Genomic DNA, 17108 nt, shown 5'->3' on the forward strand with positions numbered 1-17108 from the left:
AGAAGCGCTACCCACACTCAGGGCGCGGGCGGTCCGGTGGTGATCGAGTCGTCGGTGATTCCGGCGGCGCGACGGGCCGCGAGGCGCCGTTTTTGCGGTTCGATGGTGTAGCGCGGGTTCTTCGCGGATTCGATCCCGGCATCGAAGACGCCGAAACGTGTGCACGCCGATGCGGCGAGCAACGCCAGTCCCGACGCGACGGCCAGCGGCCGGGACCGGCTGCTGAGGAGGGCGCCGACGCCGCCGACCACGGCCAGCCGCTCACTCCACCGCAGCAGCTTTCCGGCGGTGCCGTCGTGCATCGGTTCGGTCGTCACCGGGTCCATCCGGCGTTCCATGAGTCGCATCGCGGTGAGGTCGCCGATCACGCCGATGGCGGCCAGGGTGCGTGCCGGGGCCGCCTGGCGCGTGGGCGTGGTGACCAGTGCCAGCCCGCTCGACGCCAGGCTCGCCGAACTGACGAACACGAACGGCAGGTCGCGGTGCATGGCGTTCCAGGTCGGCACGGCGGTGTCGGAGAGCAGCACCGCGGTGTAGACCGCGAGCGGCGGTCCCGCGAGACCCGCCGCCAGCCCGGCCGGGGCCTCGACGGCGCGAAGCACCGGACGTAGCGGCCCCAGCGGGAGACGTGCCCCGGACATCCGGTCGATCTCGCCGACCGCGGCCACGCCGAGCGCGCCGCTGAACGCCGACAGGATCCACGAGCCGACGCTCATCGGCGAGGTCACCTTGAACGTCCGCAGCATGTTGTAAAAACGGTCGGGGCGGCCGAGATCGGCGACGAGTGCGATCGCGCCCAGACCCACCGCGCCCAGTCCGCCGAGACGGGCGTTGCGGCGCAACACATCGCGTCCCGTGAGCTGTGCGCCGGCGGCGAGCACACCGGAGCCGCCTGCGACACCGCCCAGGAACAGGTAGGCGGCGACCTTCTCGTCCCAGGGCGGCGGTTTGACCACCGGATGTCCGTAGTACGAGGTGAATTCGGCGTCGGGCACCATCGACATCTCACGGTTGCCGTCGCCCTGCCCGAAGTTCTTGCGTGGCTTGCGTTGACCGCCACGACCGAACCCCCGCCCGCGCCGCCGGGGCGGCTCCGGCGGGCGGAACGAATCGAACTCCGACGAGGTCATCGGCCACCGCGCAGGAACGAGAGTGCAGCTGCGGCGAGCATCCCGGCCGCGGCGATGCCGGCGCGTCTGTACATGGCCGGCAGGTCGGCGGTGCACACCCGCGGGTCTGGCGGCAGCCCGTAGACCTCCGGTTCGTCGAGCAGCAAGAACACCGAACCCGTGCCTCCCACACCGTCATTCGGGTTGGCACCGTACAGCCGCGCCTCGGTCATGCCTTGATCGTGCAGCGCCCGCACCCGGGCGTGGGCGTCGTCGACGAGGTCGTCGTGGTCGCCGTACTTGATCGACGCGGTCGGGCAGGTCTTGGCACACGCGGGCGTCTCGTCGTCGACCAGGCGGTCGTAACAGAGCGTGCACTTCTGTGCGACACCGCGTTTGGGCACCTCGGGCTGTTCACCCTTGCGCTCGCCGGAACGCGTCGTCGGCGCCGCGGTGCCGTCGGCGCGACGTTCGACGACGCCGAACGGACATCCCGCGACGCACGTCCCGCAGCCGTTGCAGACGTCGTCCTGGATCACCACGGTGCCGAACTCGGTGCGGAACAGCGCGCCGGTCGGGCAGACGTCGAGGCATCCCGCATGGGTGCAGTGCTTGCACACATCCGACGACATCAGCCAGCGGAACTCGGGGGTGTCCGGGAGGGTGGTACCGACCGGTTGATCAGTACCACCGGACCCCTCGGGTTCGGGCATGGCGGGCATTCCGAGACCGACCAGCATGCGGCCGGATTCGCGGGCCTCGGCGATGCGGTCGGAGTTCTGTTCGATGAAGGCGACGTGCCGCCAGGTGCTCGCACCGAGTGCGACGGTGTTGTCGTACGACATCCCGGTCAGCGCCAGGTCGCCGTCGCGGGGGTTGGAGTTCCATTCCTTGCAGGCCACCTCGCAGGCCTTGCAGCCGATGCAGATCGACGTGTCGGTGAAGAACCCCTTCCGGGATTCGTGCGTGGCCCAGTGTGCGTCGGCACTGGGGTCGGAGGGTCCGGACAGTTGCCCCATCTACTCGTCCACCTTCCCGGTGATGTGCTGATTGTCTGTCTCGACCGTGACCCCGGCTCGCTCCTGGTAGGTGCGCACCAGGTCGAGCAGTGCCCTACCCTGCGGTCGGCGTCCGGCGACGACGTCGCACGAACCGACCTTGGATTCCTGGATCTGGACGTTCGGATCCAGTGTGACCCCGATGAGGTCGTTCGCGGCGTCACCGCTGACCACCGCGTCGGAACCGACGCCCCAGTGGTAGGGGAGACCGACCTGATGTACCTGCCGGCCGTTGATGGTCAGCGGCATCATGCGGTCGGTCACCAGCACGCGTGCCTCGATCGCGCCGCGCGGCGAGACGATCGTCGCCCAGCCCTCGTTGGTCAGGCCGCGCTCGGCTGCCAGTTCGGGGGAGATCTCGCAGAACATCTCCGGTTGCAGCTCCGAGAGGTATGGCGACCACCGGCTCATGCCGCCGGCGGTGTGATGCTCGGTGAGGCGGTACGTGGTGAACACGAACGGATACACCTCGGAGCCCGGGACATCGCCGCTCGGCGCGTCGAGGTTGTCCGCGCGGGGGAACAGGACCCGCGCGGGCGACTGCTGTTGCGGATACAGCGTGTTGACCACGGGCGATTCCTGCGGCTCGTAGTGCGTCGGAAGTGGGCCGTCGACCAATCCACGCGGGGCGTAGAGCCAGCCCTTGCCGTCGGCCTGCATGACGAACGGATCGTCGCCGCACAGGGCTTCGACGCCGCCGACCGAGGGGTCGGGTCGGGCGCCGGGTGCGAGGTCGACGGGGAAGTCGGGTACGTCGGGACCGACCCATCGACCGGCGTCGGCGTCCCATTCCATATACCGCTTGCGCTCGCTCCACGGCCGGCCGTCGGGGTCGGCCGATGCGCGGTTGTAGAGGATTCGACGATCCGCGGGCCACACCCAGCCCCACTCGTGTTGGGTGACAACGCCACCGCCCTGCGGGACCCGGCGGGCGGCGGAGTTCGACGGCCCGTCGGTGTCGGAGCCCGGGTACACGCCGGTGTAGATCCAGCAGCCGCCGGCGGTCGAGCCGTCGCGTCGCATCTGGGTGTAGGACGTGAGGTTCTTGCCTGCGTCGGGGCCGGTCACGTGGTAGCCGTTGATCTCCGACAGCACCGCTTCGGGATCGGGGTTGCCGTGCTGGTCGAGGGGATAGTCCCAGGTGATGTCGAGCAGCGGACGGTCGCGATCGTCGGTCGACCCGGCGAGACGTTCGCGGATGCGCCGTCCGAGCTCGTAGAAGAAGTCCATCTCGCTCTGGCACTGGCCCGGTGGCTCGACGGCCTGGTGACGCCACTGGACCATGCGCTGGGTCTGGGTGAACGAGCCGGCCTTCTCGACGTGTGTGGCCGCGGGCAGAAAGAACACCTCGGTGGCGATGTCTTCGGTGCGTAGCTCGCCGGACTCGATCTCCGGTCCGTCCTTCCACCAGGTGGCCGTCTCGATCATGTTGAGATCGCGGACGACGAGCCACTTGAGGTGCGACATCGCCATCCGCGCCTGGCGGCCGTTGGCCGAACCCACTGCGGGGTTCTGACCGAGGACGAAGTAGCCGTCGACCTTGTCGGCGAGCATGTCGACGGTCGTCTGGAAGGTGCCCGCCGGGCCGGTGAGCCGCGGCAGATGGTCGTAACACCAGTCGTTCTCGGCGGTCGCGGCGTCGCCGAACCACGCCTTGAGGAGACTCACGGTGTAGTCCTCGGCGTTGGCCCAGAAACCCTTCTCGGCCTTCGAGGTGATGGCGTCGATGTACTCGTCGAAGCTGTCGTGCTTGCCTGCCGAGGGCATCGGTAGATAACCGGGCAACAGGTTGAACAGGGTGGGGATGTCCGTGGAACCTTGGATGCTCGCGTGGCCGCGGAGCGCCATGATCCCGCCGCCCGGGCGACCGATGTTGCCGAGCAGGAGCTGCAGAACCGATGCGGCACGGATGAACTGGGCACCGAAGGTGTGCTGGGTCCATCCGGTCGCATACCCGAAGCAGGTGGTGCGCTCGCGTCCGGAGTTGTCGGTGACGGCCCGGGCGAGATAGTCGAAGTCGCGTACCGAGATCCCGCACATGTCGCGCACCATCTCGGGGGTGTAGCGCGAATAGTGGCGCTTGACGATCTGGAACACGCTGCGCGGATGTTCGAGCGAGTCGTCGCGCACCGTCGCACCGTGCTCGAGCGGCGGCCCGCCGGATCCGTGTTCGTGGCCGACGGCGCGGTCCTTGACGGGAGGTCCGTCGTCGGGGTGTCCGGGCGACTCGACCTTGCCGTCCTCGCCGCCGCCACTGTCGTCGGACGGGGCGGCCGGTTCCTCGTATGCCCAACTGGAGGCGTCGTATTCGCCGGTCTCGGCGTCGAACCCGGAGAAGAGGCCGTCGAGGTCCTCGGTGTCGCGGAAGTCCTCCGAGACCAGGGTCGCCGCATTGGTGTAGGCGACGACGTACTCGCGGAAGTACTTCTCGTGCGTGATGGCGTAGTTGATCAGCGCGCCGAGCAGGACGACGTCAGAACCGGCCCGGATCGAGATGTGCTTGTCCGCCACCGCGGAGGTGCGGGTGAAGCGCGGGTCGACATGGATGACCCTTGCGCCCTTGGCTTTCGCCTCCGACACCCACTGGAAACCCACCGGGTGCGCCTCGGCCATGTTGCCGCCCATGAGGACGATGCAATCGGCGTTGGCCATGTCCTGCAGTGATTGCGTTGCGCCGCCGCGTCCGAACGAGGCCCCCAGACCGGGGACCGTGGCGGAGTGTCATATACGTGCTTGGTTCTCGATCTGGATCGCACCCGCGGCGGTGAACAGCTTCTTGATCAGGTAGTTCTCTTCGTTGTCGAGGGTGGCGCCACCGAGCGAGGCGATGCCCATCGTGCGCCGGAGCAGCCGACCCTCGTCGTCGGTGTCCTGCCATCCGCGGCGCCTGGCTTCGAGGAAGCGGTCGGCGATCATGTCGATCGCGGTGTCGCGGTCGAGGTCTTGCCACTCCGTCGCATACGGGGCGCGGTAGCGGATCGCGGTCTGCCGCATCGGGTTGTTGACCAGCTGCTCGCTCGACGCCCCCTTGGGGCAGAGGCGGCCGCGCGAGATCGGTGAGTCGGGATCGCCCTCGATCTGGACGACCTTCTTGTCCTTCACGTACACCTTTTGTCCGCAACCGACCGCGCAGAACGGGCACACGCTCTGGACCACGCGGTCCGCGGTGGCGGTGCGCGGTTCGATGCCGCGTGTCTTCGCCGACGTGACCGCCGGCCCGCGTCCGAAGACGTCGCCCGACCGCAGCTGGCGTAACACCGGCCATTCGAGGGGGCTGAAGGCTGGCACGGGTTCGAGTCTAGACCTCTTCGCTCACTGCGCCAGCGCGAAGCCGATGTCGCGAGCGGTGGACCGACCGAGATCGACGAGGAACGGGATGCGTTCAGGGATGCCTTGAACTCGGTGGGTGGCGATAGTCGAGCGCTTCGGGAAGACGTGGCCGGGTCTACCACCACACCGATTCGCAGGTGGCCGGATCGACCTGCTCGACTGGGGACGGCGCATTCCGTTCCTGGCGAGTGCAGTGATGGTCCTGATCGGTGTCGTGGTCCGGACGCACGTCGATGAGAGTGCTGGGGCGAGGCCCTCGAGGCAGAGCAGGGTGGGAGTCTCGCGCGCGCCGGTCGTCGCTGTCCTACGAACCCTCCTGACACCGAAGACGGCGCCCATGAACCTGTCCGGGTGCCGTCTTCGTGCAGGAGGGCGTGCGGGTCACGTCCGACGCTCGGTGCTCTCCGGTCCGGACGGCGGCGGAATGACGCGGCTGTCGCCTCGGAACTCGGCGACGACCTCGTCGTCGACGGTGACCGTGACGTCGTAGATACCGTTGCGGCCGAAGCGTGCCCGCTCGATCGCCGTCGCCGTCAGAACATCTCCGAGGTGGGTCGGTCGGAGGTACCGGATGTCGGCGCGAGCGGCCGCCGCGTGGTCGTCGCGACTGTTGCAGGCGAGCGCGAAGGTGGTGTCAGCGACCAGGAACACGTACCCGCCGTGCGTGATTCCGTGACCGTTCACCATGGTCTCGGTGACGGTCATGGTGGTCTGGGCGCGCCCCTCGGCCAGGTCGAGCAACTCGATGCCGACGGCCTTCGATGCTGCGTCGGCGTCCAGCATCGTCCGCGCGATCGCGTGATCGCGCGGACGGCCGGGTCGTTCGGCTGCGGGCGCGGTCACAAGTCGAACTCGTGCTCGTCGGCGACGAACATCGTCGCGCCGCCAGTGGCGAAGTTCTGCACATCCGCACCTGCGGCGCGCATCTCGGGAGACCTGAGCCCGGTCTGCATCGTCTCGGCGTCCGCGAAGTACAGACCGGCGACGGCATAATACGGAGGCTCGGTGCCGTCCAGTGACGACACCTTACCGAAGGTGAAGCGGGTCAACCCGGGAACCGCCTTGGCCAGCGGCATGTGCACGCGGGTGTAGTAATCGTCGAAAGCTGCTTCGTCGGTGGGTTTTCCGTAGCACACCGAGATACGGGGACTCATGCTGATTGCTCCTTCGCGACCAGGGTCAGGACGTCGTAGGTCGCGACCGGGTCGTCGTTCTGGTTGGTCACCACCGCATCCCACCGCACCTCGCCGTAGTCGGCGCTCTGACGGGGGGTGACCTTCTTCGCCGTGAGGGTCACGGTGAGGCTGTCCTCGGCCTTGACCGGCGTGAGGAACCGCAGGGCGTCGACTCCGAAGTTGGCCAATACGGGTCCCGGTGCCGGATCGACGAAAAGTCCTGCGGCGAGGGACACGACGAGATATCCATGCGCGACGATGCCCCCGAACAGCGGATTGGCCGCTGCAGCACCCGGATCGGTGTGTGCGTAGAACGTGTCGCCGGTGAACTCGGCGAAGTGATCGATGTCGGCTCGTGTGACCTGACGCGGTCCGCCGACGATCGTGTCGCCGATCCGCAGCTCCGCCAGACTCTTCCGGAACGGATGAACACCATCGTGGTTGCGTCGTGCACCGGTGAACCACGTGTTGCCGACCGCGGTGAGGACCTCGGGTGACCCCTGGACGGCGGTGCGCTGCATGTGGTGCAGGACGCCGCGAATTCCGCCGAGTTCCTCGCCACCGCCCGCCCGTCCGGGCCCGCCGTGGACGAGCACCGGCAATGGGGAGCCGTGTCCCGTCGATTCCTTGGCGTCGTCGCTGTCGAGCACGAGCACCCGACCGTGGTAGGGCGCGAGTCCCAGCACGATCTCACGGGCGATCCCGGCGTCCTTGGTGACCACCGAGGCGACGAGGCTGCCCTTGCCACGTGCGGCGAGCTCGATCGCGTCGGCGGTGTCGTCGTATCCGATCACCGTCGACACCGGTCCGAAGGCCTCGATCTCGTGCGGTTCGTTCGCGTCCCGGTCATCGGCGCGCAACAGAATGGGGGACAGGAAGGCGCCGGTGGCGGCGTCGGCGTCGACGACCTCGACCCGATCCGGGTCGCCGAACACGATCTGCGCCGACTTGGTCAGTCCGCGAACGGATCTGAGGACTTCGTCGCGTTGTTCGAGGCTGGCCAACGCGCCCATCCGTACCGCCTCGGAGTCGGGGTTGCCGACGACGATCTTCGCCAGTCGCGCAGTCGTCGCCTCGATCACCGCGTCCATCTGTGTCCTGGGAACCAGGGCACGGCGGATGGCGGTGCACTTCTGGCCGGTCTTGACCGTCATCTCGGCGACGAGCTGCTTGACGAAGAGCTCGAACTCCGGGTCATCGGGGGTGACATCGGGGCCGAGGATCGATGCGTTGAGGGAGTCGGCTTCGGCGTTGAAGTGCACACCGTCGTCGAGGACGCTCGGATGGGACCGCAGCAGCGCCGCGGTGTCGGCGGATCCGGTGAACGCGACGGAATCCTGGCCCCCCAGATGGTCGAGCAGATCGCGTGCGCTGCCCGAGACGAGCTGTACCGAGCCCTCGGGCAGAATCCCGGTCTCGACGATCCGGCGGACCACGAGCTCGGTCAGGTAGGCAGTCTGGCTCGCCGGTTTGATGATCGAGGGCACACCGGCGATGAAGGCTGGTGCGAGCTTCTCCAGGAACCCCCACACCGGGAAGTTGAACGCATTGATCTGTACGGCCACCCCGTGGCGTGGGGTGTAGATGTGCTGGCCGAGAAAGGTCCCCTTCTTGCCGAGCTGCTCGACCGCGCCGTCGAGATACACGGTGTCGTTGGGCAATTCGCGACGTGCCTTGCTCGCATAACTCAACACCGTGCCGATGCCGCCGTCGATGTCGACCGCGGAGTCGCGGGCCGTCGCACCGGTCGACGCGGAGAGGCGGTAGAACTCGTCCTTTCCTGCCATCAGCGTCAGTCCGAGCTGTTTGAGGAGCGCGGCGCGCTCATGGAAGGTCAACGCCCGCAGTGCGGGCCCGCCCACCGTGCGCGCGTACTCGACCATCTCGGCCACGTCGAGTCCGGTGGACGAGATGCGAGCGACCTCGCTGCCGTCCACGGCGCTCATCAGTGGCGTGCCGGTGTCCTCCGCGACGAACCAACGCCCTGCCGCGTAGCTCTCCAATAGTCTGCTCACGTCTACTCCATCCCACCGTACGTTCGGTCGGTAATTACCATCGCCGCGGTAGTGGCCCAATGTCAAGGACCAGAAGCGGGGCCCCCCTGGGTCAGGGTCGGCGGAGGCCGTCGAAGGTCAGCGCGACCAGCGCGTCGCCGAGTTCGGCCGACGAGCCGCCGGACCGCGGCCGATACCACTCGATGAGGGAGTTGACCGTGCCGAAGAGGAGTCGAGCCACCAGGTGGGGGTCGGTGTCCCCGCGGAGGTCGCCCTCGTCGGCCGCGGCGACGACCAGCCCGGACACGAACTCGTCGAACTCGCGTCTGCGGGCGAGTGCGCGACGTTCGACGGCGGAGTTGCCGCGGACTCGGAGGAGCAGCGTGACATAGGGCAGTTCGCTCACCAGGATGTCGACACTGCGTCGGACCAGGTATTCGAGTCGATCGATCGAGGGGCCCTCGGTGGCACCGGACTCGGTGGTGACCGCGAAGAGTGCGTTCAGTGCCCGGTTGAGGGCGAGTTCGAGTAGTTCCTGTTTGCCGGAGACATGGTGGTAGATCGACGACTTGCTGATCCCGAGTCGTTCGGCGAGCACGTCCATGCTCGTGCCGTCGTATCCCTTGTCGTTGAACACCTTCACCGCGACTGCGAGCAGGGAGTCGAGGTCGTATCCGGGGCGGCCGGGACGCCCGGTGCGTCGTGGGGTGCGTGCGGTCGTCATGGAATCCATCTTCGCACCCGACGGCGGCGACGCCGGCAGGGACGGCTGCGGGCGGGTCTTGAATACCGACCGAAAGGTTGGTTACTGTGTCGAGGTGTCCGCTCGCCACGCGACCGTGTGCCGTGCCGGACGAGACGAGGAGTGAGCAGTGACCGAGGTCTATCTGGTGGACGGTGCCCGGACCCCACAGGGCCGGTACGGCGGTGCACTGGCGGAGGTGCGCGCCGACGATCTGGCCGGCCTGGTGGTGGCCGAGGCGGTACGACGAGCCGGTGTACCCGCCGATCGGGTGGACGAGGTCGTACTCGGCGCCGCCAATCAGGCCGGCGAGGACAATCGCAACGTGGCACGGATGGCTGTGCTGCTGGCCGGGCTGCCCGATACCGTTCCGGGCTACACCGTGAACCGGCTGTGCGCGAGCGGTCTCACCGCCCTTGCGAGTGCGGCGACCACCATCCGCGCGGGCGAGGCCGACATCGTCGTCGCCGGCGGCGTCGAGTCGATGACCCGCGCGCCGTGGGTCACTGCGAAGCCGTCGCGTGCGTGGGCGAAGCCCGGCGAAACCGCCGACACCGCGCTGGGGTGGCGGTTCACCAATCCGCGATTCGCCGAACACGATCGGACGGCCCCGGTGCCGGCGTCCCCGGAACACCGGCGGATCACGCTCGCCATGGGCGAGACCGCCGAGGAGGTGGCCGTGCTGGAGGGGATCAGCCGCGAGGAGAGCGACGCCTTCGCACTGCGCAGCCAGCAACGCGCCGCGGCGGCTCTCGATGCGGGGCGCTTCGACGCCGAGATCGTGCCCGTCCCGCGGCGTCGCGGCGGTGACGTCGTGGTCGATGAGACCCCACGCCCGGACACCACGATGGACCGGCTCGCCGGCCTGCCCGCCATCTTCCGCGACGGGGGGATCGTGACGGCCGGGAGCTCGTCCCCGCTGACCGACGGTGCCGCTGCACTGGTCGTCGCGAGCGAGTCGGCCGTCCGCGAACACGGGTTGCGGGTCCGGGCCCGGATCGTGGGAAGCGCGTCCGCCGGCGTGGCGCCCAATGTAATGGGCCTCGGCCCGGTTCCGGCGACCCAGAAGGTCCTCGGGCGGGCTGGGTGGGGCATCGACGACCTGGACGCCGTCGAGCTCAACGAGGCGTTCGCCGCTCAATCGCTCGGCGTCATCCGGCAACTGGAGCTCGACGAGGCCATCGTCAACTGTGACGGTGGCGCCATCGCACTCGGGCATCCGCTCGGGGCCTCGGGCGCGCGCATCGTGCTGACTCTGCTCGGCCGGATGGAGCGGGAGAATGCCCGACGTGGTCTCGCCACCTTGTGCGTCGGTGTGGGACAGGGTGTCTCGATGCTGATCGAGGCTGTATGAACACCGTCGAGATGAGCACCATCGAATACGAGGAGCACGACGACCGGTTCGTCGTCGTGCTCGACCGCCCGGAGCAGCGAAACGCGATCAACGGGGCGATGATCCGCGAGCTGCACGACGTGTGCGCCCGGGTCGAGGCCGATCCCAGGCCGGTGATCCTGGTCGGTCGCGGCGACCATTTCGCCGGCGGTGCGGACATCGCCGAGCTTCGCGAACGACGTCGCGACGAAGCGCTGGCCGGGATCAACCGCACGCTGTTCGACCGCGTCGCGGCTCTGCCGCTGCCGACCGTCGCCGCGGTCAGCGGTTTCGCACTCGGAGGAGGTGCCGAACTGACCTATGCCTGCGACATCAGGATCGCGACACCGACCGCGGTGTTCGGCAATCCGGAGCCCGGCCTCGGCATTCTCGCGGCCGCGGGCGCAAGCTACCGGCTGCCCGACCTGGTCGGCCGGTCGGTGGCCAAACAGGTCCTGCTGGCGGGCCGGACCCTGGACGCCGCCACGGCGTTGGCCGCCGGCCTCGTCCTGGAGATCACCGAGGATCACCTCGCCGCGGCCCACCGTGTCGTCGACCGGATCGGCCGCCAATCGGCGCTTGCCCTACGGCTGACGAAGACCATCGTCGACGCACCCGGCAGTCAGCCGTGGGTCGACGACATCGCCCAGGCGGTGCTGTTCGAGACCGACGACAAACGCGAGCGCATGACCGCGTTCGTGGAGAGGAAACGATGATCGACACCCCCGCACACGTCGCAGTTGTCGGCGGCGGACGGATGGGCGCAGGTATAGCCCAGGTGTTCGCGACACTCGGTTCGACCGTCACGGTGGCCGAGGCCGCCGATCAGTCCGCCGCCCTCGACCGTGTGGCCACCGGACTCCGGCGCGCCGACGAGCGCGGCAAGCTCGACGGTCAGTCGGTCGACGCCGTGCTCGCGCGGGTGACGACGGTCGCGTCCCCCGCCGATCTGCCCGCCGACCTCGCCCTTGTCGTCGAGGCGGTCCCCGAGATCCCCGCGCTGAAGGTGGAGGTTCTCGCCGAGATCGAGAAGGCGGTGGGCGATTCCACCGTCGTCGCCACCAACACCAGTTCCCTGTCGATCGCCGAACTCGGTGCTGTGCTGAATGATCCGTCCAGATTCATCGGCATGCACTTCTTCAACCCGGTGCCGTCCTCGGTGCTGGTTGAGATCGTCCGGACCCCGGCGGCCTCCGACTCCGTCGTCGACGGGGTGCGCGGATGGGTGGGCTTGCTCGGCAAGTCCGACATCCTGGTCAACGACTCTCCGGGGTTCGCAACCAGCCGACTCGGGGTGTGCCTCGGCCTGGAGGCGATCCGCATGCTGGAGGAGGGTGTCGCCGACGCCGACTCCATCGACCGCGCAATGGAACTGGGGTACCGCCACCCGATGGGGCCACTGCGCTCCACCGACCTCGTCGGTCTCGACGTCCGGCTGGCGATCGCCGAGCATCTCGCCTCGACCCTCGGGTCTCGATTTGACCCACCACAACTGCTGCGGGACAAGGTTTCCCGCGGGGAGCTCGGTCGCAAGACCGGCCGGGGATTCCACGAATGGGAAGGTCTCACATCATGACTGTCACGCTCGACATCAGCGGCGGACTGGCCACGATCACACTGGCCCGTGCGACTGCACACAATGCACTGGACGCGGGCATGAAGACGGCGTTCCTCGACGCGGTCGGCAAGGCCGAGGCGTCGCTCGAGGTGCGCGCGGTGCTGCTGACCGCCGAGGGCAAGAACTTCTGCGTCGGACAGGATCTCGGCGATCACGTCGCGGCCCTCGACGCCGACCCGGCCACCGCGATGGACACCGTCGCCGAACACTACAACCCGCTCATCCGTGCGTTGGCCGCGCTGCGCGTGCCGGTGGTGGTCGCGATTCCCGGCGCCTGTGTGGGGGCGGGGTGGGGCATCGCGTTGGCCGGCGACATCCGGGTTGCGGGGGAGCGGACGTCCTTCGCGACGGCGTTCAGCGGGATCGGGCTGGCCAGTGACTCGGGTCTGAGTCACTCCCTGGTGCAGAATCTCGGTGCGAGTCGGGCCGGCGCCCTGCTCCTGCTCGGCGAGAAGGTGACCGCCGCCCAGGCCCTCGAGTGGGGTCTGGTGCACCGGGTGGTCGCCGACGACGATGTGCGCGCCGCTGCGCTGGACATCGCGAAGGGTCTGGCGAGCGGGCCCACAGCCGCCTATCGGGAGGCGAAGTCGCTCGTCGGCGCCTCGGCAGCAGGCCTCGACGCTGCGCTCGACCGTGAACGCGATGCCCAGGTCGCTCTCGGCCAGACTGCCGACCACAAAGCGGCGGTCGCCGCCTTCCTAGCGAAGGAGAAGCCGGTCTTCACCGGGAGCTGAGTTCAGACGCCCTTGTGTTCCGGCGCACTCTCACGCATACTATTACCAACCGAATAGTCGGTATTGAAAGTAGGACGAATGCCCACGTCACAGCCCACTGGGGTCAGCGACGCCGACCTCGAGCATCTCTTCGATAAGACGATCGCCGAGGATGCGCGCATCGAGCCGCGCGACTGGATGCCCGACGGGTACCGCAAGACCCTGATCCGCCAGGTCGCGCAGCACGCGCATTCCGAGATCATCGGTATGCAGCCGGAAGGCAACTGGCTGACCCGCGCGCCGTCGCTCCGGCGCAAAGCCATCCTGACGGCCAAGGTGCAGGACGAGGCCGGCCACGGCCTGTACCTCTACTCGGCAGCAGAGACCCTGGGTGCCGACCGCGCTGACCTGACCGCGAAGTTGATCGAGGGCAAGCAGAAGTACTCGTCGATCTTCAACTACCCGACACTGACCTACGCAGATGTCGGGACCATCGGGTGGCTCGTCGACGGGGCGGCCATCTGCAACCAGGTCCCGTTGTGCCGCAGCTCCTTCGGACCGTACGCGCGAGCGATGATCCGAGTGTGCAAGGAGGAGTCGTTCCACCAGCGCCAGGGTTACGAACTGCTCGCGACCATGATGCGCGGCACGGACGAGCAGCGCGCCATGGTCCAGGAGTCGGTGAACCGCTGGTGGTGGCCCGCGCTCATGATGTTCGGCCCTCCCGACGACAAGTCACCGAACACCGAGCAGTCCATGCAGTGGAAGATCAAGCGACACACCAATGACGAACTCCGCCAGCGGTTCGTGGACATGAGCATGCCGCAGGCGAAGGCGCTCGGTGTCACCTTCCCCGACCCGGACCTCGCCTGGAACGAGGAACGCGGCTCCTATGACTTCGGGGAACCGGACTGGAGCGAGTTCACCGAGGTTATCAAGGGCAACGGTGCGGCCAATGCCGAACGCATCACGAACCGTCGTGCCGCACACGAGGACGGCGCATGGGTGCGTGAGGCCGCCCTGGCCTTCGCGGCCCGGAACCAGGAGACCAACCGATGACCGACATGACCGCAGAAGGTGGACACGGCGCGGTGCCGACCACCGGCATCCCCGTCGAACCCGAACGCGCGCAGGTTCGCGCGGACTGGCCGCTGTACGAGGTCTTCCTCCGGGGCAAGCGCGGACTGAACCACGTCCACGTCGGTTCGCTGCACGCGGCGGACGATGAGATGGCATTGCGACACGCTCGAGACGTCTACACGCGGCGCAATGAGGGCGTGAGCATCTGGGTCATCGCGTCCGCCGCGATCGCAGCGTCCAGTCCCGCCGAGAAGGATCCGTTCTTCGCGCCCAGCGCCGACAAGGTCTACCGGCACCCCACGTTCTACGACATCCCCGACGACGTTCCCCACATGTGAGGCCGATGATGACCGATCACGACAACGCCTATGAGGGCTTGGTAGACGAGGATTCGCACGGACAGTGGGCATTCGGCACCAGTTTCGACGACCCGCTGGCCGGCGTCGACACCACCGTGCCCGATGACGTCGACCTCGCCGCGCTCGCCGCGTACTGCCTGATGCTGGGCGACGACGCCCTCGTGAGTTCGCAGCGTCTGGCCCAATGGAGCACCCGCGCACCGGAACTCGAGGAAGAGGTGGCACTCGCGAACGTCGGCCTCGACCTTCTCGGGCAGGCCCGGCTCCTGCTCGCCCGCGCCGCTGCGGCCGACAGCTCGGTGGTCCCGTGGATCTCGGAGACGTCTCCCGTGCCAGACGAAGACGCACTCGCCTTCTTCCGCGCCGAGGCGGACTTCCGCAACGTGCGGTTGGTCGAGCTCGGCAACGGCGACTTCGCGGCGTCGATGGTCCGGCTTTTCGTCTTCGCCACGTTCCGACTGGCTGTCTTCACCCGATTGCGAGACTCCCGGGACCCGGTACTCGCCGCTGTCGCCGCCAAGGGCGTCAAGGAGCTCACCTATCACCGCGACTACGCCGCACGCTGGGTGGTCACGCTCGGATGCGGGACCGCGGAGTCCCGTCGACGTGTGACCACTGCACTGACGCGGGTGTGGCCGTATGTCGATGAACTGTTCCGGCCCACCGCCGGGGAGATCGAACTGGCCCGGGTGTCGGTGGGTGTCGACCCGCGAACCGTGCGCGAGGAGTTCGACTCCGTAGTGGAGCAGGTGTTCCACGCAGCCGAACTCCAGGTGCCGCGGGTCGGCTTCGTCGGGACCGTGGGCGGCCGCGGCGGCCGGCAGGGACTGCACACCGAATCGATGGGACTGCTGCTCGCCGAGATGCAGAGCGTGGCCCGCGCACACCCGGAGGGGGTGTGGTGACCATGGTGACGCCTACCCGAAGCCACGACGCCCGCGAACTCGTCGCGTCGGTGACCGACCCGGAGATGCCGATGCTCACGCTCGCCGATCTCGGCGTGCTGCGTGACATCCAGGTTGACGACCGCGGCGGCGTGACCGTGACCATCACACCCACCTATTCGGGATGCCCGGCCATCGCGACGATGCGCGACGACATCGAGCACACGCTGACACGACATGGGTACGACTCGGTAGAGGTGCGGACGCAGCTGGACCCGGCGTGGTCCACCGACTGGATCACCGACGAGGGACTCCGCAAACTGGCCGAAAGCGGGTACTCGACCCCCCGGCCGGCATCACCTGCCGCGCCCGGTCCGATTCCGTTGACGCTCATCCCCCGCCCGAGATCGTTGACCTGCCCCCGCTGTGGTTCGGAGACAACGCAACTCATCTCGGAGTTCGGTGCGACGCTCTGCAAGGCGCACTACCGCTGCCTGAGCTGCTCGGAGCCGTTCGACCATGTGAAGGAGATCTGAACCGCGATGACCACAGTCCAGTCCGACACCCGTCCCACCGTCGATCCGCAGGCGCCGGTGTCCTCGCGCAACCGGCCCTTTCACACCCTTCGGGTCGTCGATGTCGAGGCTCTCTGCGACGATGCGGTCGCCGTCCGGTTCGATGTGCCCGATGACCTCGCCGAGAGCTTCACCTTTCGACCGGGGCAGTCACTCATGCTGCGCCGCAAAGTCGATGGCGTCGAGCATCGCCGGTCGTACTCGATCTGCGCTCCGGCGGGCGCGGCGCCCCGCGTCGGGGTCCGTGAGGTGGCCGACGGCCTCTTCTCGACCTGGCTGGTCCACGATGTCCGGCCCGGCGACCAGATCGACGTGCAGACCCCGGCCGGTACTTTCGCTGCGGACCCCGATGCCGGGGGGAGGCACGTGCTCATCGCCGCAGGATCCGGGATCACCCCGATGCTCTCGATAGCGGCCTCGGTACTGGCCCATCCGGATACCGAAGTCGTTCTGCTTTACGGCAACAAGCGAACCCGGTCGGTGATGTTCGCCGAGGAGATCGCCGACCTCAAGGACCGATACGGCGCGCGGTTCGACGTGATCCACGTGTTGTCGCGGGAGCCGCGAGAGGTGGAGCTGTTCTCCGGGCGACTCGATGCCGACCGATTGCGCGACATCTTCGCCGCGGTGGTCCCGGTTCCCGACATCGACCACTTCTGGCTGTGCGGTCCTTTCGGGATGGTCACCGACGCGCAGACCGTGCTCGCCGAACGCGGCGTCCCGGCCGAGCGGATTCACCACGAGCTGTTCTATGTCGACGACGGCCCGCCGCCGGAGAAGAAGCAGCGCGAGCCCGGCATCGAGAGCCCGAGCAGCGAGGTCACCATCGTGCTCGACGGGCGATCGGTCACCGGCACTCTGCCGCAGGATGAGTCGATCCTCGATGCGGCCGAACAACTGCGCTCTGACCTGCCGTTCGCATGCAAGGGCGGGGTGTGCGGAACCTGCCGCGCCAAGATCACCCACGGAGACGCGGACATGCGGCGCAACTATGCGCTCGAAAAGTCCGAGGTGGCCGACGGTTTCGTCCTCACCTGCCAGACCTTCCCCCTCGGTGACGCCGTCACCGTGGACTTCGACGCCTGACGGCACATCACCA

At 68.1% G+C, this 17108-nt stretch carries 16 protein-coding genes; 9 read left to right on the forward strand and 7 right to left on the reverse strand.

Annotated features, from left to right (window positions below):
* Positions 1–17: 17 nt before the first annotated feature.
* The 7 genes from nrfD to MHN80_RS11270 form a co-directional block, all read right to left on the reverse strand.
* Entirely contained in the window at positions 18–1130 is a 1113-nt protein-coding gene (gene nrfD, locus MHN80_RS11240; protein ID WP_239401638.1) for an NrfD/PsrC family molybdoenzyme membrane anchor subunit, read from the reverse strand.
* Positions 1127–2128: a 4Fe-4S dicluster domain-containing protein gene (locus MHN80_RS11245; RefSeq protein ID WP_239401640.1), complete on the reverse strand. Its 1002-nt coding sequence runs from the start codon at positions 2126–2128 to the stop codon at positions 1127–1129. The genes nrfD and MHN80_RS11245 overlap by 4 nt, the downstream gene beginning before the upstream one ends.
* Complete coding sequence (fdh, locus tag MHN80_RS11250; RefSeq protein WP_239401642.1) at positions 2129–5455, reverse strand: formate dehydrogenase; 3327 nt, start codon at positions 5453–5455, stop codon at positions 2129–2131.
* Positions 5456–5878: 423 nt separating this feature from the next.
* Positions 5879–6280: a hydroxyphenylacetyl-CoA thioesterase PaaI gene (gene paaI, locus MHN80_RS11255; RefSeq protein ID WP_239401775.1), complete on the reverse strand. Its 402-nt coding sequence runs from the start codon at positions 6278–6280 to the stop codon at positions 5879–5881.
* A 56-nt stretch (positions 6281–6336) separates the two neighbouring features.
* The gene (locus MHN80_RS11260) at positions 6337–6651 is read right to left on the reverse strand and encodes an EthD family reductase (RefSeq protein WP_239401644.1); all 315 of its coding nucleotides are present in this window, start codon (positions 6649–6651) and stop codon (positions 6337–6339) included.
* Complete coding sequence (gene paaZ, locus MHN80_RS11265; protein WP_239401646.1) at positions 6648–8687, reverse strand: phenylacetic acid degradation bifunctional protein PaaZ; 2040 nt, start codon at positions 8685–8687, stop codon at positions 6648–6650. The genes MHN80_RS11260 and paaZ overlap by 4 nt, the downstream gene beginning before the upstream one ends.
* Before the next feature lie 91 nt (positions 8688–8778).
* A complete protein-coding gene (locus MHN80_RS11270) occupies positions 8779–9390 on the reverse strand; it encodes a TetR/AcrR family transcriptional regulator (protein WP_239401648.1) in 612 nt (203 codons plus the stop codon).
* A 148-nt stretch (positions 9391–9538) separates the two neighbouring features.
* On the opposite strand from MHN80_RS11270, the gene MHN80_RS11275 reads away from it, so the two are divergent.
* The 9 genes from MHN80_RS11275 to paaE all read left to right on the forward strand — a co-directional run bounded on the left by MHN80_RS11275 (position 9539) and on the right by paaE (position 17095).
* The gene (locus MHN80_RS11275) at positions 9539–10762 is read left to right on the forward strand and encodes a thiolase family protein (RefSeq protein ID WP_239401650.1); all 1224 of its coding nucleotides are present in this window, start codon (positions 9539–9541) and stop codon (positions 10760–10762) included.
* Positions 10763–10773: 11 nt separating this feature from the next.
* A complete protein-coding gene (locus tag MHN80_RS11280; protein WP_239401777.1) occupies positions 10774–11496 on the forward strand; it encodes an enoyl-CoA hydratase/isomerase family protein in 723 nt (240 codons plus the stop codon).
* A complete protein-coding gene (locus MHN80_RS11285) occupies positions 11493–12356 on the forward strand; it encodes a 3-hydroxyacyl-CoA dehydrogenase family protein (RefSeq protein WP_239401652.1) in 864 nt (287 codons plus the stop codon). Before MHN80_RS11280 ends, MHN80_RS11285 begins: the two co-directional genes overlap by 4 nt.
* Complete coding sequence (locus MHN80_RS11290; protein WP_239401654.1) at positions 12353–13132, forward strand: enoyl-CoA hydratase/isomerase family protein; 780 nt, start codon at positions 12353–12355, stop codon at positions 13130–13132. Before MHN80_RS11285 ends, MHN80_RS11290 begins: the two co-directional genes overlap by 4 nt.
* Before the next feature lie 78 nt (positions 13133–13210).
* Positions 13211–14170 carry a 1,2-phenylacetyl-CoA epoxidase subunit PaaA gene (gene paaA, locus MHN80_RS11295; RefSeq protein ID WP_239401656.1) on the forward strand — a complete coding sequence of 320 codons (960 nt, stop codon included), beginning with the start codon at positions 13211–13213 and terminating at the stop codon, positions 14168–14170.
* 5 nt (positions 14171–14175) lie between these two features.
* Positions 14176–14529: a 1,2-phenylacetyl-CoA epoxidase subunit PaaB gene (gene paaB / locus MHN80_RS11300; RefSeq protein WP_374206343.1), complete on the forward strand. Its 354-nt coding sequence runs from the start codon at positions 14176–14178 to the stop codon at positions 14527–14529.
* An 8-nt stretch (positions 14530–14537) separates the two neighbouring features.
* Entirely contained in the window at positions 14538–15455 is a 918-nt protein-coding gene (gene paaC / locus MHN80_RS11305; protein WP_239401779.1) for a 1,2-phenylacetyl-CoA epoxidase subunit PaaC, read from the forward strand.
* Positions 15456–15457: 2 nt separating this feature from the next.
* The gene (gene paaD, locus MHN80_RS11310; protein WP_239401662.1) at positions 15458–15970 is read left to right on the forward strand and encodes a 1,2-phenylacetyl-CoA epoxidase subunit PaaD; all 513 of its coding nucleotides are present in this window, start codon (positions 15458–15460) and stop codon (positions 15968–15970) included.
* A 6-nt stretch (positions 15971–15976) separates the two neighbouring features.
* On the forward strand, positions 15977–17095 hold the full coding sequence (paaE, locus tag MHN80_RS11315; RefSeq protein WP_239401665.1) for a 1,2-phenylacetyl-CoA epoxidase subunit PaaE: 1119 nt from the start codon (positions 15977–15979) through the stop codon (positions 17093–17095).
* Positions 17096–17108: the final 13 nt, after the last annotated feature.

The organism is Gordonia sp. McavH-238-E (assembly GCF_022348225.1).
Classification (GTDB): domain Bacteria; phylum Actinomycetota; class Actinomycetes; order Mycobacteriales; family Mycobacteriaceae; genus Gordonia; species Gordonia terrae.